Source organism: Thiocystis violacea (genome assembly GCF_016583575.1).
GTDB lineage: Bacteria > Pseudomonadota > Gammaproteobacteria > Chromatiales > Chromatiaceae > Thiocystis > Thiocystis violacea.
In genome coordinates, this window is sequence record NZ_NRRG01000004.1 from 64,215 (window position 1) to 86,355 (window position 22,141).

Here is a 22,141-nt window from a genome sequence, read left to right on the forward strand (position 1 = left end):
AGTAGGGCGATGAATGTACGGCGCTATCAGGTACGCGACATGCGCGAGGCCATGCGGCAGGTACGCGAGCATCAGGGACCGGACGCGGTGATCCTGTCCAGTCGCCGGGTCGATGGGATGCTCGAGGTCGTCGCCGCGACCGGATCCGCGTCCGAGACCCATGCCGCCACGGGTGGTGGCACCGCCGCCAATCAGCCGGCGCTCTCCATTCCGGTGGATCCCGAATTGGCCGCCATGCGCCGCGAATTGTGCGACCTGCGCTCGCTGCTCGTGCGCCAGCAGGTGTTGAGCGAGCGCGACCAGTGGACCTCGCGCCATCCACTGGCGGCGCAACTCACCGAGCGTCTCGTCCAATGCGGTTTCGGCGAGAAGCTGGCCCGCTCGCTCGCCGGTGGCGTCCAGGAAAGCACTCCGGCCGAGGAGGCTTGGAACCGGCTGCGCGCGCGTCTCTCGGCCTCGATCGCGACCTACCAGCCGAACGTGCTGGAGCAGGGCGGGATGCTGGCTCTGGTCGGTCCCACCGGGGTGGGCAAGACCACCACCCTGAGCCGTATCGCCCTGCGTCAGATCCGCCGCATGGGTCCGGAGTCGGTGAGCCTGGTGACCCTCGACCGGCAGCGCATCGGCGCCTACAAGCAGCTTCAGGCGTTCGGTCAGATGGCGGGGATCCCGGTCATGCAGCTCGACAGCGAGCGCGATCTGATCGGCCTGGCCAAACGCGCGGGCCGCGGCCACCTGATCCTGATCGACACCGAGGGCCAGGCGTCACGCGACGCGGCCGAGCGCAAACTCTTCGCCCAGGTACGCCATCAGATCGATCTGGAGACCTGGCTGGTGCTCCCGGCGACCCATCAGGCGATGGTGTTGCGCCAGGCTCTGCAAGCCTTCCAGGGGTGCGAGCCCGCGGCCCTGGTGCTGACCAAGGTGGACGAGGCCGAGCAATTGGGCGAGACCCTGTCGGTTCTCCTGGAGCAGCGTCTCGGTCTGGTCTTTCATAGCGACGGTCAGCGCATCGACGAGGACTTCCATAAGGCCGACACCCTCTATCTGACACGCCTCGCGTTACGCGAATCCCCCAGCCGCGAGCGGCCCACGACCGAAATCCGGACCAGTCGCGTCCAGGACGAGCCAGTAGCCAGAGTGCCGGTTACCTCACAGACTCGGCCGGCGCGTGAGAGTATGGTTCTCGAGTCCGTGATCCCTTTCAGGAAACCCGTCCATGCAGCCTACTAGGAGTCGGCCGCTTCTGAGCATCGCCATCGCCAGTGGCAAGGGCGGGGTCGGTAAGACCAATGTCGCCATCAATCTCTCCGTGGCCCTGGCCCGGCTGGGACGTAGCGTGATGCTCTTCGATGCCGACCTGGGGCTCGCGAACGCGGATCTGATGCTTGGGCTTCGGCCGACGCTGACCCTGCACGATCTGGTGGCGGGGCGCGTGGATCGCCTGGAGGATATCCTGCTGGAAGGCCCGGACGGGCTCCTGCTGGTGCCCTCGGCGTCCGGTATCGGTTCCATGGCCAATCTGACCCCGGCCGAGCACCTGGGGCTGGTGCGGGCCTTCAGCAGTTATGACAAACCGCTGGACGTGCTGATCGTGGATACCGCGGCCGGCGTTCAGGATTCGGTCACCAGCTTCTGCAAGGCGGTGCAGAATGTCTTCGTGGTGGTGTGCGACGAGCCGGCCTCCCTGACCGACGCCTATGCGCTGATCAAGGTGCTGCATCAGGAGCACGGACTGCGGCGTTTTCGGGTGATCTGCAATATGCTGCGCGATCCCGACTCGGGCCGGCGCCTGATGCAGAAGCTGACGTCGGTGTGCACCCACTATCTGCCGGACGTGGTGCTGGAGACGGCCGCCCTGATCCCGATGGACGATAAATTGCGCACGGCGGTCCAGAAGCGTCAGCCCGTGGTCAGTCTCTTTCCGGGCAGCCCCTCGGGGCGTGCCTTCATCGAGCTGGCGCGGCAAACGGATCGCTGGAGGGGCGTCGATCCCGACATGGGCGGTATCGGCTTTTTCGTCGAACGCATGCTGCAGCGTGCGTGATGACGGCCAACCGCTCCCGGATGGCTTACGCGGGCGCCGCCGACCAATCGGCGCGACTGGTGTCGGATCATATCGACCTGGTTCGCCGGATTGCCCATCATATGGCGGCACGCCTGCCGGCCTCGGTGCAGGTGGAGGATCTGGTGCAATCGGGCATGGTCGGTTTGATCGAGTCCTCGCGCCAGTATCAGCCGGGGCAGGGGGCCACCTTCGCGACCTATGCCGGCATCCGCATCCGCGGCGCCATGATCGACGAATTGCGGCGCGCCGACTGGACGCCCCGCTCGGTCCATCGCAATACGCGCCGGATCTCGGCGGCGATCCACCGGATCGAGTCGCGCGAGGGCCGGGCGGCGAGCGATCGCGAAATCGCCGATGAGCTGCAGGTCTCGCTGGATGAGTATCATGGCATGCTGCTGGATACGTCGAGCTCCCAGGTTCTTGGCCTGGACGACCTGTTCGGCGAGGATGCGGATACCGACCGTCGGCTGCCGGGAAGCGGCGCGACGCCGGGCGAGCAGATCGAAACGGACCAATTCAGAAAGGCACTGGCCGAGGCGCTGGGCAGTCTTCCCGAGCGTGAGCGGCTGGTGCTTTCGCTTTATTATGATGAAGAGCTCAACCTTCGAGAGATCGGTGCCGTCATGGACATCACCGAATCGCGTGTGAGCCAGATTCGCAGCCAGGCCCTGCATCGCTTGCGAGGCCGTTTGAGCGAGTGGATCCGAGAGGAATCCGGCTCATGATCTTCAACCCGACAGATGCCATTGGGAGTTTTGCGTGGACAAAGGCATGAAAATACTCATCGTGGACGATTTCTCCACCATGAGGCGCATCATCAAGAACCTGCTCCGCGAGTTGGGTTTCAACAACACCATGGAGGCGGACGACGGCAGCACGGCCCTGCCCATGCTGAAGAATGGGGGCTTCGACTTCCTGGTGACGGACTGGAACATGCCGAACATGGAAGGCATCGCGCTGCTCAAGGCGGTGCGCGCCGACCCCATGCTCAAGTCGCTTCCGGTGCTCATGGTCACCGCCGAGGCCAAGCGCGACCAGATCGTCGAGGCGGCGCAGGCCGGGGTCAACGGCTACATCGTCAAGCCCTTCACCGCCGAGACCCTCAAGGAGAAGATCGACAAGATCTTCGAGCGCATCGACGCACAGGGATGAGCCTCGTCAGGCGCTTACCGGAGACCCCGGCGGATCGGTTGTCGGCGGCGTCGGAGGGGCTGGCGTCGGTTTCCATGATCGGCGCGAGAGGGCATTCACAGACAGCCTGGTCCTCGCGGACCCAGGATCATCAAACGGTTCGCCCGGGAATGATCGATGGATAATGATGAAGCACGCATGGCGGCCCAGTTGGACTTGGCGCGTCAATTGGTCCAGCAGCTGGAGGACGGGAATTCGGCTGGCGTCGACGAGGTCATCCGCCAGTTGCGTTTACCTTACGAGCGCGAGCTTTTCGATGAGCTTGGAAAGCTGACGCGCGACCTGCACGAGGCCCTGAACAGCTTCCGCGGCGACTCCCGCCTGGTCGAATTGACCCGCGACGAGATCCCCGACGCCAAGGAGCGTCTCAACTACGTCGTCTCCATGACCGAGCAGGCGACCCATCGCACGCTCAATGCGCTCGATGAGTCGATGCCCATCGCGGAATCGCTCCACACCCGATCGCTTCAGTTGGCCGAACAATGGGGTCGATTCCGCAGTCGCGAACTCTCCGTGGATGAATTTCGCGAGCTGGCGCGCGAGATGGACGACTTCCTGGCGGTGAGCGCCCAGGAGACCGAGCATCTGCGCTCAACGATGTCCGAGATCCTCATGGCCCAGGACTATCAGGATCTCACTGGCCAGATCATTCGCCGGGTGATCCGTCTGGTGCAGGAGGTCGAGGAGAATCTGGTCGGTCTCATTCGTCTGTCGAGCGCCAGGATGGAACCGGTCAAGGCCGGCAAGCCGGCCGTGGCCGAGGAGTTGGAGGCGCCGGATACCAAGGGGCACGGTCCCATCGTGCCCAATACGCAGGACGTGGTCGCGGATGTCGTCAGTGGACAGGACGACGTGGATGCGCTGCTCTCCAGCCTGGGCTTCTAGCCCCTCGACATCAGGGTGATCAAGCATGGCAATCGATCCGAATGACGAGATCCTCCAGGACTTCCTGGTCGAGGCTGGTGAACTGCTCGAGGCTCTCAACGAGCAATTGATCGATCTGGAGCAGAATCCCGAGGATCGCAATCTACTGAACGCGGTCTTCCGCAGTTTCCATACCATCAAGGGTGGCGCGGGCTTTCTCAATCTCAACGCCCTGGTTCTGGTCTGTCACCATGCCGAGGACGTCTTCAATCTGCTGCGCAATGGCCAGCGTCGTATCGACCCCATCCTGATGGATGTCGTGCTGCGTGTCCTGGACGTGCTCAACGTCATGTTCGGTGATCTCAAGTCCGGCCGCGAGCCCGAGCCGGCGCCCGACAGCCTGATCGCGGATCTGGCGGGTCTGGCCGTGCCCGAAACCGCCGAGGCGCTCGCCTCGGTGGTGGCGCCGATTCCAAAGCCCGTTCCAGCACCGGTGGCCGCGGTCAGCGTGGCGCCGTCGCCCGAGCCGCGCGCGGCGAGCGAGCCGGGATCCAAAGCCTCCGCGGATGAGATTACCGAGGCGGAGTTCGAGGCGTTGCTCAACGCCATGTCCGGCCAGGCCAGAGTGGAGCCGGTTTTAGCCAACTCCGCTTCGGAGCCGGCTCCGGCGCCCCAGTCCGAACCCCAGTCCGAACCCGTCGCCGCGGGCGGTCTGATCTCCGACGATGAGTTCGAGTCGCTGCTCGATCAACTGCACGGGCAGGGCGGTATCCCGGCGCCGGTCGAGCCCGTGCCGGCCGCGCCCCCCAGGTCGAGTCAGGCCGCGCCCAGAACCAGTGATCCGGCCGTCGGCGGGTCCGCCGATCCGTTCGCGATGGCGGCCGTTCCAGCCGAGTCGTCCAAGAACCAGCGTCCACCCGCCGGAGAGACCTCGGTGCGGGTCGACACCCAGCGGCTCGACGAGATCATGAATCTGGTCGGCGAGCTGGTGCTGGTGCGCAATCGTCTGAGCATGCTGCGCACGCGCACCGAGGACGAGGAGGTCGGCAAGGCGATCAGCTCGCTGGCGCTGGTGACCTCGGATCTGCAGACGGCGGTCATGAAGACCCGCATGCAGCCGGTCAAGAAGGTGTTCAGCCGTTTTCCGCGCGTGGTGCGGGATCTGGCGCGCAATCTCGGCAAGGAAATCGATCTCGAGACCTTCGGCGAGGAGACCGACCTGGACAAGAACCTGGTCGAGGCCCTGGCCGATCCACTGGTCCATCTGATCCGCAACGCGGTCGATCACGGGATCGAGATGCCGGACGTCCGGGAGGCCGCCGGCAAGCCCCGCAAGGGAACCGTGGTGCTGGGGGCTGCCCAGGAGGGCGATCACATCTCGTTGCTGATCCAGGATGACGGGCGCGGCATGGATCCCGAGAAGCTGCGGGCCAAGGCCGTCGAGAAGGGGCTCATGGAACCCGCGATGGCCGAGCGCCTGACTCAGCGCGAGTGTTTCGACCTCATTTTCATGGCGGGGTTGTCCACCAAGGAAGAGATCTCGGACGTTTCCGGCCGTGGTGTCGGCATGGACGTGGTCAAGACCCGCATCGCCCAGCTCAACGGCACCATCGAGATCGATTCCAAGCTCGGTCAGGGCACCAGGCTGCACGTCAAGCTGCCCTTGACGCTCGCCATTCTGCCGGCGCTCATGGTCATCCTGGATGGTCGGCGCTTCGCCATACCATTGGCCTCGGTCTCGGAGATCCTGGACCTGGATCTGACGCGAACCCACTTCGTCGACGACCAGGAGGCGATCATGGTTCGCAGCCATGCCCTGCCGCTCTATTACGCCTCTCGCTGGCTGCATCCCTATCGGCTGGTCGAGCCCAAGGCGGATACGCACGTGGTCGTGGTGAACGTCGCCCAACGCAAGATCGGTCTGGTCGTGGACGGCCTGGTCGGTCAGGAGGAGGTCGTCATCAAGCCGCTTGGCAAGGGGCTGCACGGCGTCCCCGGTCTGGCGGGCGCGACCATCACGGGGGATGGCGGCATCGCCCTGATCATCGATATCCCGGTCCTGGTCAAGCTCATGGGTCAGCCGGGATATGGCGGTCGGGCCTCGCGGGTCCAGCCGATGCTGGCGGAAGCGGGAGACTGAGCGATGGCCTTGCGCGTCGTCGTCGTCGATGACTCCGGATTCTTCCGTCGCCGGATCGTCGAGATTCTCAACGCGGACATCGGTATCGAGGTGGTCGGAACCGCGGCGAATGGGCAGGAGGCCATCGAGGTCGTCAAGCGTCTGAATCCGGACGTGGTGACCATGGATATCGAGATGCCGGTGATGGACGGTATCACGGCGGCGCGGCGCATCATGGCGGAGTCGCCGCGGCCGATTCTCATGTTCTCGACCCTCACGACCGAGGGGGCCAAGGCGACCCTGGATGCCCTGGACGCGGGCGCGATGGATTTCCTCCCCAAGCGTTTCAGCGAGATGGCCAAGGACGAGGATGCCGCGAAGATCCTGCTGCGTCGCCGGGTGCGGGCGCTCGGGCGCTCGCGCGCGATGCGTCCGGGTCAGGCCGATCATCGCGACCGGCCGACCCCGCTGGCCGAGCCGAGCCCGGCGCCGGCGCGTTCGCACTTCGTCCCGAGGACCGCGCCGGGCGTGACATCCCTGCATGGCCTGCGGGCCGTCCTGATCGGCACGTCCACCGGCGGCCCGGTAGCCTTGCAGGAGGTGCTCAAGGTTCTGCCCAAGAGTTTTCCGCTCCCGATCATCCTGGTGCAGCACATGCCGGCCAGCTTCACGCCGGCCTTCGCGGAGCGTCTGAACAATCTCTGCCAGATCGACGTCAAGGAGGCCGCCACGGGCGATGTCCTCAGGCCCGGTCTCGCGCTGCTGGCGCCGGGCGGTTTACAACTGATCCTGGAGGGCGGTGCCCAGACCCGGATCCGTATCGAGGACAGTCCCCCCGGAACCATCTACAAGCCGAGTGTCGACATCACCTTCACATCCGCGGTCACCGCCTTGAGGTCGCAGGTGCTCGCGGTGGTCCTCACGGGCATGGGCGCGGATGGGCGCGAGGGCGCGCGGGCGCTGAAGGGACAGGGAGCGTCTATCTGGGCGCAGGACGCGGCCAGCTCGGTCGTGTTCGGGATGCCGGCGGCGGTGATCGAGGCTGGCATCGTGGATCATGTCCTGCCGCTGAAAGAGTTTGGGCCGGCCTTGGTCAAGGGATTCTGTTGACATGGACATCCTGAGCATGGTCGGGATCCTGCTGGGTCTCGTAGCCATCTTGGGTGGAGCCGTCGCCAAGGGAAGTTCGCTGGATGCGCTGTGGAATCTCGCCGCGTTTCTCATCGTCGTGGTCGGTACACTCGGCGCGACGCTGGTGCAGGCGCGTACCCAGGTCTTTCTGCACGCCTTCAAGATGTTTCCCTGGGTGTTCATGCCGCCTCGCCTGGACACGCAAGAGATGATCAAGCACATCGTGGAATGGTCGCACCTGTCGCGCAAGGAAGGGCTGCTGGGCCTGGAGACCCTGTCCGAGGAGGAACCGGATCCCTTCGTGCGCAAGGGTCTCCAACTCCTGGTCGACGGCGCCGAGCCGCAGGCCCTGCGTCAGATCCTGGAGGCCGATCTCGACAATCGCGAGGCCTTCGATGTCCAGGGGGCCAAGGTCTTCGAGAGCATGGGAATCTATTCGCCCACGCTCGGCATCATCGGCGCCGTCATGGGCCTGATGGCGGTGATGCAGAATCTGGCCGATCCCGCCAAGCTCGGCCATGGGATCGCCGCGGCCTTCGTCGCGACCATCTATGGCGTGGCCCTGGCCAATCTGTTCTTTCTGCCGGTCGCGAACAAGTTGAAGGGGGTCGTTCAGGCGCGGGTGAGTTATCAGACGATGCTGCTGGAGGGGCTGATCTCGATTGCCGAGGGCGAGAATCCCCGCAATATCGAAAACAAGCTCAGTGGCTTCATCCAAGGGTGAGCAAGGGACCATGGCGCGGCGCAAGCGGCACGAGGAGCACGGCAATCACGAAGCCTGGGCCATTCCCTACGGGGATCTGGTCACCTTGCTCATGGCCTTTTTCGTGGTCATGTACGCCGTCTCGGTGGTGGACGTGGGCAAATACCGCGTCCTGTCCAATTCCCTGACCGAGGCGTTCGGCTCGCAGGTGCCGGTCGAACCGATCCAGATCGGCGAGCCGAGCCTGGAGTTGAATCTGATGAGCGATGATGTCCGTCGCTCGCTCGCGCCCGTGGAGATCCAGAGTGGCGGCGCCACGGCGGGCGAGGTCCAGGAAAACCTGGTCGAGACCTTCTCGCCCACCGATGTGGCGGTCGAGTCCATGCTCGGTTCGGCGACCGAGGGCGAGCGCGAGCATGTTCGCAACGAGATCCGGGAGATGTCGGCGGAGCTGGAGACCGCGATGGCGTCGCTGATCGAGGAGGGCGACATCCAGGTCAAGCCTCAATCCTACTGGCTCGAACTCGCCATTAATACGAGTCTGCTGTTCTCGAGCGGCTCCGCGACGATCGAGCCGGCGGCGCGTCCGATGCTGGCGGAGGTGGCCCTACTCCTCGGCAAGCGTGACGTGCGTATCCATGTCGAGGGGCATACGGACAATCTGCCGATCAGCAACACCATCTATCCGTCCAACTGGGAACTGTCCTCGGGACGGGCCGCGACCGTGGTCAACCTCTTCGCGCGTACCGGCGTGGATCCGGAGCGCATGGTCGCGATCGGCTACGGGGAGTTCCAGCCGACGGCGGATAATCTGACCGAGGCCGGTCGGGCGCGCAACCGGCGCGTGGCCGTGATCGTGCTGCCGAATCTGGCCTCGCGGTCGGGAGAAAAGATCGAACCGGAGCGGTTGAGGTCCGATCTGGAAGCCGGGATTGGACGGGTCCAATAGTCGCCTTACCGAGGCGAGCCGCGTCTGAACCGGACGAGTCCTCGGATCGGCCGGATGGTCGGATCAAGACCGTTGCCGCATAAATGCCAGGGTTTCATCAACGAAACGTGAGTAAGCCATGACCGCATCAGATTCTCAAACGAGCCACCAGGGGACTTCCTCGGCCTATGTGACCTTCAGCCTGGCGGACGAGACCTATGCCATCGATGTCCTCCAGGTCCAGGAAGTCCTGAAGCTGACCGAGATCGCCCCGGTGCCCGGAGTGCCCGACTACATCCTCGGCATCATCAATCTGCGCGGCGACGTGGTGACCGTGATCGACGCACGGCGGCGCATGCTGCTGCCGGTGCGCGAGCCGGACGACGCCTCCAGGATCGTGATCATCGACGTGGGCAATCAGAACATCGGCATCATGGTCGACTCGGTGGCCGAGGTGGTCCAGATTCCACCAGCCTCGGTCGAGCCCGCGCCGGCGGTCGGCAATGATCAGACCAGCCGATTCATCCTTGGAGTCACCAGCACGGACGAGGGGCTGACCATTCTGATCGACCTCAACCGGCTGCTCTCCGATGACGAGTGGGCGACCATTCGGGATCTTTGAGGCGGGCGCGGAGCCCAGGGTCATAATCAGGCGACATCCTTCAAGCGGTGATTGGGATCGGGGATGTCCGGGAGTCTTGCATGAGCGAGCCCATCAAACCCTTGAGTCCGGTGCGGGCTCAGACACCATCGCGTGGCTTGGGCGATGATCAGGACCGTCACCTTGAGCGGCAGCGTACCTGGGTTCTGCGCAGGAAGACCGACCAGCGCGAGCGCCGATCGGTCGAGCGCCGCGGATTCTGGCGCCGGGAATCCGAGCGCCGCTTGAGCGAACGTCGCTCCGATGATCGACGCCAGGACAACCGTCCGAGAGAGGATCGTCGCTCGTTCGAGCGCAGACAGCGGGATCGCCGCGAGAGCGATCGGCGCACGGAGGATCGGCGCGCGCTGGTGACGCTGGCCACCGACCAGCGGACTCCGGAGTCGACAGCGGCGCCCGAACCCATCGCTCGACGCAAGGGCCTCATCGACGACTATGCCTAATGGATGTTCGGAAACCGGTACAGGGCGTGCCACGAATCGAGTACGCCGTTCGTGATCGACTTCATGGACTGGTCCGCGAGTATCGACCCTGTCTGGCTGGCGGGTGGAGCGGCCCTGATCGCCCTGCTCGCCCTGCTCCTGGCTGTTCAGGCGCGGCTGCGGATCCGTGTTCTCAAGGTCCAGGTCAGCGAGGCGCGGCGCGACCATCAACGCCTGAGCAACTCGATGCTGGCGCTGCATGGCGCCATGAAGGTCATCGCGGAGGACGTCATCAGTCACGATCAGCACCAGTCGAGGGTCAGGCGCACGCTTGACCGACTCAGCGATCAGCAAAGCGAGCTGCGCTTGCGTGATGTCGACGAGGGGCTCTACGGTCAGGCCATCGAACTCATCCGTCACGGCCGCGGTCGGGATGAAGTGCGCAAATTGTGCGCCCTGACACCGTCGGAGGTGGACTTGCTCTTCAGTCTCCACGGTGCGCGCGCGGCGCGGGACGCACGGCCTCCCCCGTGAACGGCCCGCCTCAATCGCTACCAGGCCGCTCGGCCGGTATCAAGGTCTGGGGCCGGGGATCGATCCCTTCCAGCATGAAGACGAAGGCCAGTACCTCGGCGACCGCGACATAGAGTGCGCGCGGGATCTCGTCGCCGATCGGGATTTGCGCCAGGGCCTCCACCAGCAGTGGATCCTGGCGCATTGGAATCCCGTTTTCCTCGGCGAGGGCGAGGATTTGTTCGGCCGTAGAGCCGGTGCCGGAGGCCGTGATCCGAGGGGCGTGCTCCCGATCCCAGGAGATCGCGACGGCCTTATGGGCCTTGGGACGATTCGGCGGTCCGTTCATGCCTGTTCCCTCAGCAACGGCGATTGGAAGGGTGGCTCGGGCCGCTCCGCCGGGCGGTAGCCGGCATGCAGGCTGGCGACCTCGATCTCCCTGGCCTCCAATTGTGTCCGTAGTTCATCCAGATGCCGCCGGATCCGCTCGGCGCTGGCTGGCTCCCCGGCCTGGAGGCTGGCGTGCAGCCGCTCGGCGCGCAGGCTCAACAGGATATTCAATGGACCCAGTCGTGGCAGATCCAGTCGGATCCGCATGCTCCAGGCGTCTTCCTCGGAGGATTCGCCGGTCTGCTCGCGTCGGATATCGGCCTCGAGTGCCAGGAGTCCGGCGGTTGTCCTGAACGGCAACTCAAGAACCCAGTGGGTCTGCCCCGGAGTGGAGTCCAGCGTCTGCAACTGCTGGGTCACCACCTGTTTGATCATGCCGTCCACTTCCCGCGCCAGGCCAGCGCCTCGCGCGACCTCCTGAGTGGGCGGCCGAGCGGATTTCGGATCAACCGTTTCCGGTGGTGGCTCCTGGCGGCTGGTGGTCCGGCCTGGCTCGTCCAGGGGCGGCTGGCGAGTATTCGCGGAGGCGGTCTCGGCAGGTGGAGGGTTGGTGGTGTTGGACGACGCTCTGGTGGGCAGGTTCTCGGCTGGCTCGCCGGTACGAATCCGATGCGGCTCCTGGCGGCTGGCGGTCTGGTCCGGCGCGTCCAGGGGCAGCAGGCGAGTATTCGCGGAGACGGTCTCGGTGGGTGTCGGGTTGGTGGTGTTGGGCGAAGCTCTGGCGGGCAGGCCCTCGCCCGGCTGGCTGGTACGAATCCGATGCGCCAGGGTGAGTAACTGGGCCTTCAGATCCAGGGTCAAATCCGCCGCCGGCATGGGGCTGGTCGCCGATTGCGCGATCCGTGCCTCGAGCCAGATTCCGGAGCGGCCGATCGCGGCCGCGAGCCGTTCTGGGTTGGTCAGATCCCTGGGTGTCGCGAGTTGACCAACCAGGGCCGTGAGCGTCCGCTCGACCTGAATCTTCACCGTCGGATCCAGTCTGGACAAGCCCTCGGCGGGTTCGGCGCCGTCGTTTGGACGGCTCGTCAGGGCGGTCAGGGTGCTGGTCAGGGAGCGGGACTCCGGCCAGTGGAGTCGGAACTGCTGCCCCAGCCATTCACGAGATCCGGCCGCTGGCGTCTGGGCCAGGGAAGGCGCCGACGGGTCCGTGAGCGAGACGATGCGCAGCACCAGCGATGGACTGATCGAGACCACTTCGGCTTGCAGGCGCGGTGCCTGGGCGGATGTAAGGCCCGCGCCGGGACCGGACAGGAGCGGCTGGAGGACGTTCGCGGGCAGGGGCGTGGTCAATTGAGCCCGAACGCTGGTCGACCAGGCGAGGTTGCCCTCGAGTGGACGCAGCCGTGCCTCCAGCGACTCCGGGGAGATCAGGCGTCCGGGCAGGACTTCGAGCCGCATCCCGACCTGGAGCCTGCCCGGCAAGGCGAGACTGGTCGGGGCGATCTCGCGCGTTCCGCCTGGCGACAGGGCGGTCGCGCCGGATCCGGGCAATGCGACTGTCAATGGCTCGCTCATGGGCGAAAGACTGGGCCACGCGGCTTATGGGAGCAAGGGTGAAGTTCCAACAGGCCGTTGGAGCCCGCGTCTTTTGACCTCGCGCCGATTCTCGGGCCAAGGCCCCGGTCGGCGAGCGCCAGGCCGTCCAGGAATCGGTGGTGGTGGATCTCGATCAGGATCGCGCGAGTCGTTCAGGTCGCCCGCGTGCCATCGTCTGGCTCGCCATCGGGGTCAGGCCTGGCTGATGGTCCGTCCGCGTTGGCCGCCCGCGGCGGTCCGGCCCTGGGGGTCGTAGGTCGTCGCGCTGCTGTCTTCTCCCCGCAGAAGACGCAGTGTCGCGGCGATGCGGCGTCGGTCGCGTTCGATCAAGCGGGCGTTGTCGCTATTGAGCTGGTCGCAGCGACGAATGTGCTCGCGCAGCATCGACCAGCGACTCCCCAGTCGATCCTCCTGGTCGAATGCCTGAATGAATGCTTCGATCCCCTCGGGAGTGAAGCTCAGCCGCGCGCCCTCGATCCAGTCCTTCTGTCGAGCGGTTTCCGCCTCCAGCCGGGTCACGAGCCGCTGTTTCTCGGCGACCGCCCTCTGGAGTCCGTCGACATCCCTGGACTCGATCGTCCGCGTCTCCTCCAGCATCACGCTCTCCAGCCGCGACATGTCCTCGATGGCGCTATCCAGGGAGGCGACGAAGGGGGCGATCTGATCCATGGCCGAGGGCTCTCGATGGGTTGGAATTCAAGGCGTCGGGCCGGCCATCCGGTCGTTCAAGACAGCATCCCTTCGGAACGGAGCAGGCTGTCGGCCAGGCGCTGGTTGTCGATCGAATAACTCCCATCGGCAATGGCGGCTCTGATCCCGGCCACGCGGGCGCTGTCGAAGGGGGCCTCCTGGGCGGCCTCGCGCGCGGCGCTCAGGGTCTTGGCCGTTTCAGTGAGGGTCAGGGATTCACCGACAGCGTCCGTGACCTTGAGCGAGGTTTGATCCGCGGTCGCGGGCGCACCTCGCGGTTTGGTTGCCGTGGCCGTCCCCTCGGGTCGGGGAGTGTTTCCAATCAGGGTCTTGATATCCATGGGCTTGATCCAGGGTCGACGGGGGTTTGCCTATGAATATCGGCTGCCTTGCGGAAAACTGTAGGTCATTTTCAGGGTTTGGCGCCCCGTTTGACCGGGCTTTCATCATAAGGCCACGCGGACCGCGCCGGAAGGCTCGACATGGCCTTCGACGATGCGTTTCGATGACCGGTTGCGGACCCGGATGCGCTGACCCTCGGCGCCATCCTCCAGGGCCTCGCCCTTCATCCGGACGGTCAACCCAGGTTTCACCACGAAGAGCGTCACCTCCTGACCCCGCTCGACCAGTTGGCGCGCGGCGACATGGGCGTTCGTGAGCACCTGGCCGGGGAGTAGCCGACGCTTGGACGCGAGCCCGACGACCGAGCCTGTTTCGGTGAAAAAGCCACTGGTCAGGTTCGATGTTTCCTGGCGCTCCAGTCGGACATCCTCGGCTTGGATGACCTGACGACCGGAGAGCGCCCGCTCCAGGACCACGACCTGGGTGTAACGCTCGATGCGCACCGGGACGAAGATGGACCAGGTCACGGGCTGGGAGCAACGGACGTTGATCGTGGTGTTGCCGTCCGTGCGCGCCCCTGGGGCGAGTTGGGCGGTCGGCGGATGCGCGCAGCGCGTCAGGCGGAGTCGGGCGTCCAACTGTCCGATCTCGATGCGTGTTTCCGCTTCCGCCCCGGAGTTCAGTGTCGCGGTCAGGAAGGTGCGCGCCGCGTCCAGGATGCGTTCCAGCGGCTCCTGCTCGGATCCCAGCGCCGGTCGCGTCATGAGCGCCAGTAACAGCCACGGGAGCAGGAAGCGCGCACGCCCAAGGCCGGTGCCTGTCGTCGTTGTCTTCGGGGTCATGATCCGGATCCTCTCCTGACTGTCTTGGCGTCTATCATGCATGAAGCGCGCCGAGCCCTATTTCGGGATCCAGGTCGCCGCTCGCGATGATCGGGGTGGGCTATCATGCTGCTAGACTTGCTGGACTGGACGAGCGGCTGGTCGGAGCGGTTCGTTCATGCCGCCATGTGGAGCTTGGAAATGCCAATCCAGTCAAGATATCGATGCCCGATTTGTGTTGACCTTGCGGCGATGCCCCAGCGATCGCCGTTTCGGCCAGCGAGGTTTCCGCCGTGGGGCTTCGTCTTGGTGCCTCGGAACCGCGCCGGTGTCGTGGCGATGACCTAAATACGAGCAGGAGACGCTGAGATGAGTCAGTTTATTGACGATGTCGATCAACGAACCCGATTGGTTGGGCAGAACCGTATGGAGCTGCTCTTGTTCCATCTCGGCTCCCAGCAGATGTTCGGCATCAATGTCTTCAAGGTCCGCGAGGTGATCGCCAAGCCCACGCTGAGACATCTGCCGGGTTCCAACCCGGTGGTTTGTGGCGTCGCCAATATCCGCGGGCGCACGGTCTCGGTGATCGATCTCGCGCTGGCGATCGGCTTTCCCTCGCTGACGGTCGATCAGGGAGACGACGCCAAGGTGATCGTGACCGAATTCAACCGGTCCGTTCAAGGTTTCTGGGTTTCCGCCGTTGACCGCATCGTCAATGTGAACTGGGAGACGGTGAAGCCGCCCCCGCGGGGCACGGAGCAGGAGAGCTACCTGGTGGCGGTCACCGAGGTGGATGGCCGGCTGGTGGAGATCATCGACGTCGAGCGCGTTTTCGCCCAGGTCAATCAGCTCAAGGCGGACGTCTCGGAGGAGGTGCAGAAACAGGCCGGTGAGATCCCGCATGACCGTCGCATCCTGATCGTCGACGACTCACTGGTCGCGCGCAAACAGATCGAACGGGCGATCGTCGAGCTGGGTTTTCGGACCGAAACCCGTTCCGACGGCAAGGCGGCGCTGGAGTATCTGGAGGAGCTGGCCGAGGCGGACATGGTCGATTCCTCGATCGAGATGGTGATCGCCGACATCGAGATGCCGCGCATGGATGGCTATACCCTGACGCGCCGGATCCGCGAACATGGCAAACTCAAGAACCTTCGGGTGATTCTGCATTCCTCCCTGAGCGGGCAATTCAACGTCGACATGGTGAAACGGGCGGGCGCCGATGATTTCCTGGCCAAATTCGATCCGGACGAGCTGGCGGCGGCCGTGCTCAAACATGCGCACCGTGAGTAGGATGGGTAGAGCGCAGCGAAACCCATCCTCTAGCTCCGTGGCTCAAGCTACAAGGATGTCGTGCATGCGCGATCTTGGGAACGGACGTGATGGCCCGTCGGGCGGACCCTTGGAAACCGGCCCCAGCCCTTTGTCGCGCGCGTCCCGATACCATCCGAAAGGCCGCCATGACTGGCGCGATGATCCCAGGATTCAGCCGTGATTGACGCGCGGGACTATGCCGAGTTCGCCCGATTTCTATCGGAATGTTGTGGCCTGGTGCTGGGCGAGAACCGTCAGTATCTCGTCTCCAGCCGCTTGTCGCGATTGCTTGAGGACTTCGGTTACAAAAAGGTCGAGGAATTGCTCAGGGCCTTGCGTCAATCATCGAATCAGACGCTGAAATCGCGCGTCATCGATGCCATGACGACCAACGAGACCTCCTGGTTCCGTGATGTCTATCCCTTCGAGATGCTTCGCCAGGTGGTACTGCCCGAACTGGAGGCCAAAAAAAAGCCGATCCGGATCTGGTCCGCCGCCTGCTCGAGCGGCCAGGAGCCCTACAGCATCGCCATGGTGGCCGCCGAGTGGGAGGCTTCCTTTCCGCCCAAGTCCTCGCCGGTCACGATCATGGCGACCGACCTGTCGGAAACCGTGCTGTCCGAGGCCAAGGCCGGGCTCTACGATGGCTTGAGCATCGTGCGCGGCCTGAGCGTCGAACGCCGTCAGAAATTCTTCGAGTCGGTCGAGAATGGCCACCGGATCAAGCCCGAGATCCAAAAGCGGGTTCGTTTCCAGAAGTTGAACCTCATGGATTCCTATGCCTTGCTCGGCAAGTTCGACATCGTCTTCTGTCGCAACGTGCTGATCTACTTCTCGGCCGAGACCAAACGACGGATTTTTGACGGGATCGCCCGACAGATGGATCCAGGCGGCTATCTCTTCGTCGGCGCCTCGGAGGCCGTGGGCTCCTACACCGACGCATTCGAGGTGATCCGCGTGCCTCAAGGCAGCATGCTGCGCCGCCGCTGAGGTTCTGGCGGCCGTTCGGATCCTTCCCCGCCGGTTTCTTGCCGCCGGATCCTCGAATCCATTTCCCGCCTGGCTCGTGGCACAAGGGTTGCTGTATCCCTGGTAACCCAACTCGCGGAAGCGTGCGCCATGAGTCTCTCTCTCGACAAAGCCTTCGGCATTCTGCCGGCCGCCGTGAATCTCAAGGCCCGTCGCGCGGAGTTGCTGGCCTCGAATCTGGCCAATGTCGACACGCCGAACTACAAGTCGCGCGATTTCGATTTCAGCAAGACCCTGGCGGAGTTGGAAGGGCAGGGGAGCGGACTGGAACTGGCCAGGACGCGCGCCAATCATTTGACGCCGAAGGGATCCGCGTCCGCGGAGGAGCCCGAGTTGCTCTATCGCATTCCCGCGCAACCATCATTGGATGGCAACACGGTCGACCCGCAACTCGAACGCGCGGCCTTCGCCGAGAACACCATTCACTATCAGAGCACGCTCGAATTCCTGAACCGTCGCGTTTCGGGCATCCGCGCCGCTCTGAGAAAGGAGTAACGTCATGAGCGATCTGTTTCGTGTCTTCAATACCTCCGCCTCGGCCCTGACGGCGCAATCGGTGCGGCTCAATACCGTCGCCTCCAATCTGGCCAATGCCTCGACCGCCGCCACGACCCCGGAAGCAACCTACAAATCGAAACAGGTGCTCTTTCAGGCCGTGATGGATCAGGAGGATCCGAACGGCGTGGCCATTCCGGTGCGGGTCTCGGGCATCGTCGACTCCACGGCGGAACCGATTCCGACCTACGAGCCCAATCATCCGCTGGCCAATGACGATGGTTATGTCTTTCGCCCGGCGATCAGCGTGGTCGAGGAAATGGCCAATATGATGTCCGCCTCGCGCAGCTATGAGGCGAATATCGAGGTCATGAATACCTCGCGTGAATTATTGACGCGCACACTTCAGGTCGGTCAGAACTAGGAGCGAATGGCATGGCTGAATTAAGCACGGATTATCTGGGTGGACTCGGGCTCAGCGGGTATGGAACCACGTCGGCGACGACGGGAACCGGCTCCAAGTCATCCTCCGCGAATAGCGAGGATCTCGGACAGGAGGATTTCCTCAATCTGATGATCACCCAATTGACCAATCAGGATCCGACCAATCCGGTCGACAACGAGGCCTTCGTCGCGCAGATGGCCCAGTTCTCGACCTTGACCGGTATCCAGGAACTCACCACCTCGTTCGAGGGCCTGTCAAAGACCCTGCTTCAGGGGCAGACCCTGGAGGCCGCCGCGCTGGTGGGCAAGGACGTCCTGATTCCGTCGAGTACGGCGGAGCTTTCCGAGGGGCAGGGTGTCAGCGGCGCGGTGGATCTGTCCGCCACCGCCGGACAGGTCAAGGTCGATATTTACGGTGCTGGTGGCGAATTGGTCCGCACCCTGGATCTGGGCACGCTGAGCGCCGGTCTCCAGGAGTTCGAATGGGATGGCTTCCTGGACGATGGTACGGCCGCGCCCGCGGGAACCTACGAATTCAGCGTGACCGCCCAGACCGAAGGCGCCACCGAGGCCCTCACGACCCTGCTCGACGGGCAGGTCAAGAGCGTTTCCGTGGACAGTAGCAGCGGTGGTCTCATGCTCAATGTGCAGGGGATGGGGACCATCGGTTTTTCCAGCGTGCAACGGGTCGGTTAGCGGACCGGACCCACGCCTCGGCTTAGACATCGGGAGATGACATCATGCCTTTTCGCATCGGATTGAGTGGGTTGCAGGCCGCCGCGGCGGATCTTCAGGTCACGGGTAACAACATCGCCAATACCGCGACCGTTGGTTTCAAACAGTCGCGCGCCGAGTTCGCCGATGTCTACGCCCAGGCCTACGGCGGCATCAGCAAGACGGCCATCGGCTCCGGCGTGCGTCTGGGGGCGACCACCCAGCAGTTTTCCCAGGGCAATATCGAGTACACCGAGAATTCCCTGGATCTGGCCATCAATGGACAGGGGTTCTTCGTCCTCAACGATGACGGCGGTCGAAGCTACACCCGTGCCGGTCAGTTCCAGGTGGATCGCGATGGCTTCGTGGTCAATAGCAATGGCCAGCACCTGCAGGTCTATCCGCCGAACGAGACTGGCGTGACGGATACGACTTTCAATACTGGTACGCTGGACGATCTGAAACTCGAATTTGGCGACAATGCTCCCGCAGCAACTGAGTCTGTGGATGCCGCTATGAATCTGGTATCGGATGCTATGCCTCCGGTTGATTCGAAGGGTGCGCCAATCACAGTCATTGATGTCGATGATCCCAATACTTTTAACTACTCCACCTCGGTGACGGTATACGATTCTCTCGGTACGCCGCGCACCATGACTCTTTATTATCTTAAGCTAGGGACTGGCACGGGAACGGTAGCAGATCCCGTTAAATCAACGCCAGGCGAATGGAAGGTCTATGCGGAACTCGATGGATTGATTCCTGGCAAGACGCCAGATGCATCACAAACAAAAAACATCTTTTTTGACTCGAACGGCAATCTTGATACTACGAAGACCACCGGTTTGCCCTGGAAGCCAAAATTCGATCTGGCGACAAACTATCTGCCAAACAATGGCGCCACTATTGGCTACGTCGATACGACAAAAACTCCGCCCGTACCCACCAATGAAGTTTCAATCGATATTGCAGACCTGACTCAATACGGCACCAAGTATTCGGTTAGCGATCTCTCGCAGGATGGCTTTACCACCGGACGCCTGACCGGATTCGATGTCGATCAGACCGGTGTGGTCTTCGCCCGCTATTCCAATGGACAATCCGGAATCCTCGGCAAGGTCGCGCTGGCCAATTTCAAGAACCCACAGGGTTTGCAGCAACTTGGCGACAACAACTGGGCCGAGACCTTCGCGGCGGGCGATCCCACCTTCGGTGATCCCGGCACCAGCAACCTGGGTCTCATCCAGTCCGGCGGACTGGAGGCGGCGAACGTCGATCTAGCGGAGGAACTGGTCAGCCTGATCACGGCGCAGCGCAACTATCAGGCGAACGCCCAGACCATCTCCACCGCCGATCAGATTACCCAGACCATCATCAACATCCGTTGATGCCGTCTTGGGCGGAGTGTGAGTCATGGACCGTTTCCTCTATCTCGCGATGTCCGGCGCCAAGGAAACGGCACATGCGCTGTCCATCAACAACCAAAATCTGGCGAACGCCAACACTCACGGCTTTCGTCAGGCCCTGGCGGTGGCGGAAACCACGCCCGTGCGTGGGCCGGTGTACGACTCGCGGGACTATGTGCAGGTCGGCAACGAGGCCATCGACTTCAGCCACGGCGCCCTACAGAGCACCGGCCGCGCCCTGGATATCGCGATCCAGGGCGAGGGCTTCATCGCCGTGCAGGCGCCCGATGGCGGCGAGGCCTATACCAGGGCCGGCAATCTGCATGTCGACGCGACCGGCGTACTGCGCAACGAGCGCGGCCTGGCGGTGCTCGGCGGAGGCGGACCCATCACCATCCCCGAGAACGAGAGCCTGCTCATCGGGACCGACGGGACCATCACCATCCGCCCGACCGGCTCGGCCCCCAGTGCCCTGGCGGCCGTCGACCGGATTCGTCTGGTTGATCCGGACACCGAGACGCTGAGCCGGGGCGAGGATGGCCTGATTCGTGCTTCGGAAGGAGGCGAGGTTCCCCCGGCGGACGCCAATGTTCGGGTCGTCACCGGGATGCTGGAGACCAGCAACGTCAATACCGTGGCGGCCTTGACGCGCATGATCGAGCTTTCGCGCGGCTTCGAGACCCAGGTCAAGATGATGGAATCCGCCAACAAACTCGAAGAGAGCCATAACCGCTTGCTGGGGACCGGTTAGCCGGACCAGACGGGCATCGGGAGTAGACCATGAATCAAGCGCTTTGGATCGCCAAGACCGGGCTCGACGCGCAGCAGACCCGTATGTCCGTGGTCTCGAACAACCTGGCCAACGTCAACACCAACGGTTTCAAGAAGGGCCGGGCGGTGTTCGAGGATCTGCTCTATCAGACGATCCGCCAGCCCGGCGCCCAGGCCACGCAGGAGGCCCAGCTTCCCTCCGGGCTCTTGCTCGGCACGGGCGTGCGCACCGTGGCGACGGAAAAGCTGTTCGAACAGGGCGGCATCGTTCAGACCAAGAATTCACTGGACCTGGCCATCGAGGGGCAGGGATTCTTCCAGATCCTCATGCCGAACGGCGAACTCGGCTACACCCGCGACGGCGGCTTCCAGATCAACGCCGATGGCCAGGTCGTGATGTCCAACGGCTATGCCCTGCAACCGGGAATCGTCATCCCGGAGAACGCCCAGAGCATCAGTATCGGCAAGGATGGAACCATCAGCGCCCAATTGCCCGACGAGGCCGCGCCGGTCGAGTTGGGGGCGATTCAGCTCGCCAATTTCATCAATCCGGCCGGTCTGCAGGCGGTCGGCGAGAACATCTATCTGGAGAGCGGCGCCTCGGGTGCCGCGCAGCAGTCCAATCCGGGAGAGAACGGCGTCGGAAAAGTGACGCAGGGCGCCCTGGAGACCAGCAACGTCAACATGGCGGAAGAGCTGGTCAACATGATCGAGACCCAGCGCGCCTACGAGGTCAACTCCAAGGCCATCGCCGCGGCCGACTCCATGCTCCAGTTCGTCAACAACAATCTGGCCCGCTAGGGGCCGAGGGTCGGTGGAGGGTATGAACATCATGAACGCCTGCCTGAAGATACTCGCCGGCCTGCTGGCCGCCGCCGTTCTCACTGGATGCGGCACCCTCAATCCACCCAAGCCCGGCGACGCGGCCGAATACCGTCCCGCGGCCCCGATCGCCCCCCGGCCGGCCTCGGCGAACAATGGCGCCATCTTCCAGCCGGCGCAGGGACCAGGGCTGTTCGAGGACGACAAGGCGCGGCGCGTCGGCGATCTGGTGACCGTGATGCTGGCCGAGAATACCAACGCCAAGAAATCATCGGCGACCTCGACCTCGAAGGATTCGAATGTCGAGATGGATGTCGGCAATTTGACGGTGGCCGGCAAGACGCTGCTCGACTCGGATCTGAAGCTCTTCGGCGCCTCGGCCACTGGTGGACGCACCTTCGACGGCTCGGGCGATTCCAGCCAGAGCAACCAGCTCACCGGCGAGATCACGGTCACGGTCGCCGAGGTGCTGCCGAACGGCAACCTGGTGGTCCAGGGCGAGAAATGGCTCGGCATCAATCAGGGTAACGAGTACGTGCGTCTGCGCGGGATCATTCGGCCCAAGGATGTCACCACGGCGAACACCGTGCAGTCGACCCAGGTCGCCAACGCCCAACTCTACTATGGTGGAACCGGCGCGCTGCACGACAGCAACAAGCAAGGCTGGCTGTCGCGCTTCTTCAACAGCCCGGTCTGGCCCATCTGACCAGATCGCCGCCACGCACCAACGAGGTCGCTCATGAACAGGATCCAGACAACCCTAGGCA

The 22,141-nt window shown here is 63.8% G+C and carries 26 protein-coding genes; 21 read left to right on the forward strand and 5 right to left on the reverse strand.

Annotation, left to right across the window (positions count from 1 at the left end; all coding sequences use genetic code 11):
• Positions 1-9 precede the first annotated feature (9 nt).
• The 12 genes from flhF (at position 10) to CKO27_RS03540 (ending at position 10,621) form a co-directional block, all read left to right on the forward strand.
• Complete coding sequence (gene flhF / locus CKO27_RS03485) at positions 10-1,233, forward strand: flagellar biosynthesis GTPase FlhF (protein ID WP_200373490.1); 1,224 nt, start codon at positions 10-12, stop codon at positions 1,231-1,233.
• Positions 1,220-2,047 carry a MinD/ParA family protein gene (locus CKO27_RS03490; protein WP_200373491.1) on the forward strand — a complete coding sequence of 276 codons (828 nt, stop codon included), beginning with the start codon at positions 1,220-1,222 and terminating at the stop codon, positions 2,045-2,047. The genes flhF and CKO27_RS03490 overlap by 14 nt, the downstream gene beginning before the upstream one ends.
• Positions 2,047-2,793 carry an RNA polymerase sigma factor FliA gene (locus tag CKO27_RS03495; protein ID WP_200373492.1) on the forward strand — a complete coding sequence of 249 codons (747 nt, stop codon included), beginning with the start codon at positions 2,047-2,049 and terminating at the stop codon, positions 2,791-2,793. The genes CKO27_RS03490 and CKO27_RS03495 overlap by 1 nt, the downstream gene beginning before the upstream one ends.
• Positions 2,794-2,839: 46 nt before the next feature.
• Complete coding sequence (gene cheY, locus CKO27_RS03500) at positions 2,840-3,220, forward strand: chemotaxis response regulator CheY (RefSeq protein ID WP_200373493.1); 381 nt, start codon at positions 2,840-2,842, stop codon at positions 3,218-3,220.
• A 156-nt stretch (positions 3,221-3,376) separates the two neighbouring features.
• Entirely contained in the window at positions 3,377-4,144 is a 768-nt protein-coding gene (locus CKO27_RS03505) for a protein phosphatase CheZ (RefSeq protein ID WP_200373494.1), read from the forward strand.
• 25 nt (positions 4,145-4,169) lie between these two features.
• Positions 4,170-6,263 carry a chemotaxis protein CheA gene (locus CKO27_RS03510; RefSeq protein ID WP_200373495.1) on the forward strand — a complete coding sequence of 698 codons (2,094 nt, stop codon included), beginning with the start codon at positions 4,170-4,172 and terminating at the stop codon, positions 6,261-6,263.
• Between the two features lie 3 nt (positions 6,264-6,266).
• Positions 6,267-7,352, forward strand: a complete 1,086-nt coding sequence (locus CKO27_RS03515; protein ID WP_200373496.1) for a protein-glutamate methylesterase/protein-glutamine glutaminase — start codon at positions 6,267-6,269, stop codon at positions 7,350-7,352.
• Position 7,353: 1 nt separating this feature from the next.
• Complete coding sequence (locus CKO27_RS03520; protein ID WP_200373497.1) at positions 7,354-8,097, forward strand: flagellar motor protein; 744 nt, start codon at positions 7,354-7,356, stop codon at positions 8,095-8,097.
• Positions 8,098-8,107: 10 nt separating this feature from the next.
• A complete protein-coding gene (motD, locus tag CKO27_RS03525) occupies positions 8,108-9,025 on the forward strand; it encodes a flagellar motor protein MotD (RefSeq protein ID WP_200373581.1) in 918 nt (305 codons plus the stop codon).
• A gap of 118 nt (positions 9,026-9,143) precedes the next feature.
• Positions 9,144-9,626, forward strand: a complete 483-nt coding sequence (locus tag CKO27_RS03530; RefSeq protein WP_200373498.1) for a chemotaxis protein CheW — start codon at positions 9,144-9,146, stop codon at positions 9,624-9,626.
• A gap of 80 nt (positions 9,627-9,706) precedes the next feature.
• The gene (locus tag CKO27_RS03535; RefSeq protein ID WP_200373499.1) at positions 9,707-10,108 is read left to right on the forward strand and encodes a hypothetical protein; all 402 of its coding nucleotides are present in this window, start codon (positions 9,707-9,709) and stop codon (positions 10,106-10,108) included.
• A 51-nt stretch (positions 10,109-10,159) separates the two neighbouring features.
• Complete coding sequence (locus tag CKO27_RS03540; RefSeq protein ID WP_420825812.1) at positions 10,160-10,621, forward strand: DUF2802 domain-containing protein; 462 nt, start codon at positions 10,160-10,162, stop codon at positions 10,619-10,621.
• A gap of 10 nt (positions 10,622-10,631) precedes the next feature.
• Here CKO27_RS03540 and CKO27_RS03545 read toward each other — a convergent pair whose 3' ends face one another.
• The 5 genes from CKO27_RS03545 to flgA all read right to left on the reverse strand — a co-directional run bounded on the left by CKO27_RS03545 (position 10,632) and on the right by flgA (position 14,400).
• A complete protein-coding gene (locus tag CKO27_RS03545) occupies positions 10,632-10,949 on the reverse strand; it encodes an EscU/YscU/HrcU family type III secretion system export apparatus switch protein (RefSeq protein WP_200373500.1) in 318 nt (105 codons plus the stop codon).
• Positions 10,946-12,493 (reverse strand): flagellar hook-length control protein FliK, encoded by a 1,548-nt coding sequence (fliK, locus tag CKO27_RS03550; RefSeq protein WP_200373501.1) that lies wholly within the window; start codon positions 12,491-12,493, stop codon positions 10,946-10,948. The genes CKO27_RS03545 and fliK overlap by 4 nt, the downstream gene beginning before the upstream one ends.
• A 225-nt stretch (positions 12,494-12,718) precedes the next feature.
• Complete coding sequence (locus CKO27_RS03555) at positions 12,719-13,195, reverse strand: flagella synthesis protein FlgN (RefSeq protein ID WP_200373502.1); 477 nt, start codon at positions 13,193-13,195, stop codon at positions 12,719-12,721.
• Between the two features lie 56 nt (positions 13,196-13,251).
• Positions 13,252-13,557 carry a flagellar biosynthesis anti-sigma factor FlgM gene (gene flgM, locus CKO27_RS03560; protein WP_200373503.1) on the reverse strand — a complete coding sequence of 102 codons (306 nt, stop codon included), beginning with the start codon at positions 13,555-13,557 and terminating at the stop codon, positions 13,252-13,254.
• Between the two features lie 105 nt (positions 13,558-13,662).
• Positions 13,663-14,400 carry a flagellar basal body P-ring formation chaperone FlgA gene (gene flgA / locus CKO27_RS03565; protein WP_200373504.1) on the reverse strand — a complete coding sequence of 246 codons (738 nt, stop codon included), beginning with the start codon at positions 14,398-14,400 and terminating at the stop codon, positions 13,663-13,665.
• A gap of 348 nt (positions 14,401-14,748) precedes the next feature.
• On the opposite strand from flgA, the gene CKO27_RS03570 reads away from it, so the two are divergent.
• From CKO27_RS03570 to flgH, 9 genes are all read left to right on the forward strand, one after another.
• Complete coding sequence (locus CKO27_RS03570; protein ID WP_200373505.1) at positions 14,749-15,672, forward strand: chemotaxis protein; 924 nt, start codon at positions 14,749-14,751, stop codon at positions 15,670-15,672.
• 198 nt (positions 15,673-15,870) lie between these two features.
• Complete coding sequence (locus CKO27_RS03575; protein ID WP_200373506.1) at positions 15,871-16,683, forward strand: CheR family methyltransferase; 813 nt, start codon at positions 15,871-15,873, stop codon at positions 16,681-16,683.
• 129 nt (positions 16,684-16,812) lie between these two features.
• Positions 16,813-17,217: a flagellar basal body rod protein FlgB gene (gene flgB / locus CKO27_RS03580; protein WP_200373507.1), complete on the forward strand. Its 405-nt coding sequence runs from the start codon at positions 16,813-16,815 to the stop codon at positions 17,215-17,217.
• Positions 17,218-17,221: 4 nt separating this feature from the next.
• Positions 17,222-17,641, forward strand: a complete 420-nt coding sequence (flgC, locus tag CKO27_RS03585) for a flagellar basal body rod protein FlgC (protein ID WP_200373508.1) — start codon at positions 17,222-17,224, stop codon at positions 17,639-17,641.
• 11 nt (positions 17,642-17,652) lie between these two features.
• Positions 17,653-18,357: a flagellar hook assembly protein FlgD gene (locus CKO27_RS03590; protein WP_200373509.1), complete on the forward strand. Its 705-nt coding sequence runs from the start codon at positions 17,653-17,655 to the stop codon at positions 18,355-18,357.
• 44 nt (positions 18,358-18,401) lie between these two features.
• The gene (flgE, locus tag CKO27_RS03595; protein WP_200373510.1) at positions 18,402-19,763 is read left to right on the forward strand and encodes a flagellar hook protein FlgE; all 1,362 of its coding nucleotides are present in this window, start codon (positions 18,402-18,404) and stop codon (positions 19,761-19,763) included.
• A 25-nt stretch (positions 19,764-19,788) separates the two neighbouring features.
• Positions 19,789-20,532, forward strand: coding sequence for a flagellar basal-body rod protein FlgF (gene flgF, locus CKO27_RS03600; RefSeq protein ID WP_200373511.1), 744 nt, complete (start codon positions 19,789-19,791; stop codon positions 20,530-20,532).
• A gap of 29 nt (positions 20,533-20,561) precedes the next feature.
• On the forward strand, positions 20,562-21,353 hold the full coding sequence (gene flgG, locus CKO27_RS03605; RefSeq protein WP_200373512.1) for a flagellar basal-body rod protein FlgG: 792 nt from the start codon (positions 20,562-20,564) through the stop codon (positions 21,351-21,353).
• A 22-nt stretch (positions 21,354-21,375) separates the two neighbouring features.
• Positions 21,376-22,080 (forward strand): flagellar basal body L-ring protein FlgH, encoded by a 705-nt coding sequence (gene flgH, locus CKO27_RS03610; protein ID WP_200373513.1) that lies wholly within the window; start codon positions 21,376-21,378, stop codon positions 22,078-22,080.
• Positions 22,081-22,141: the final 61 nt, after the last annotated feature.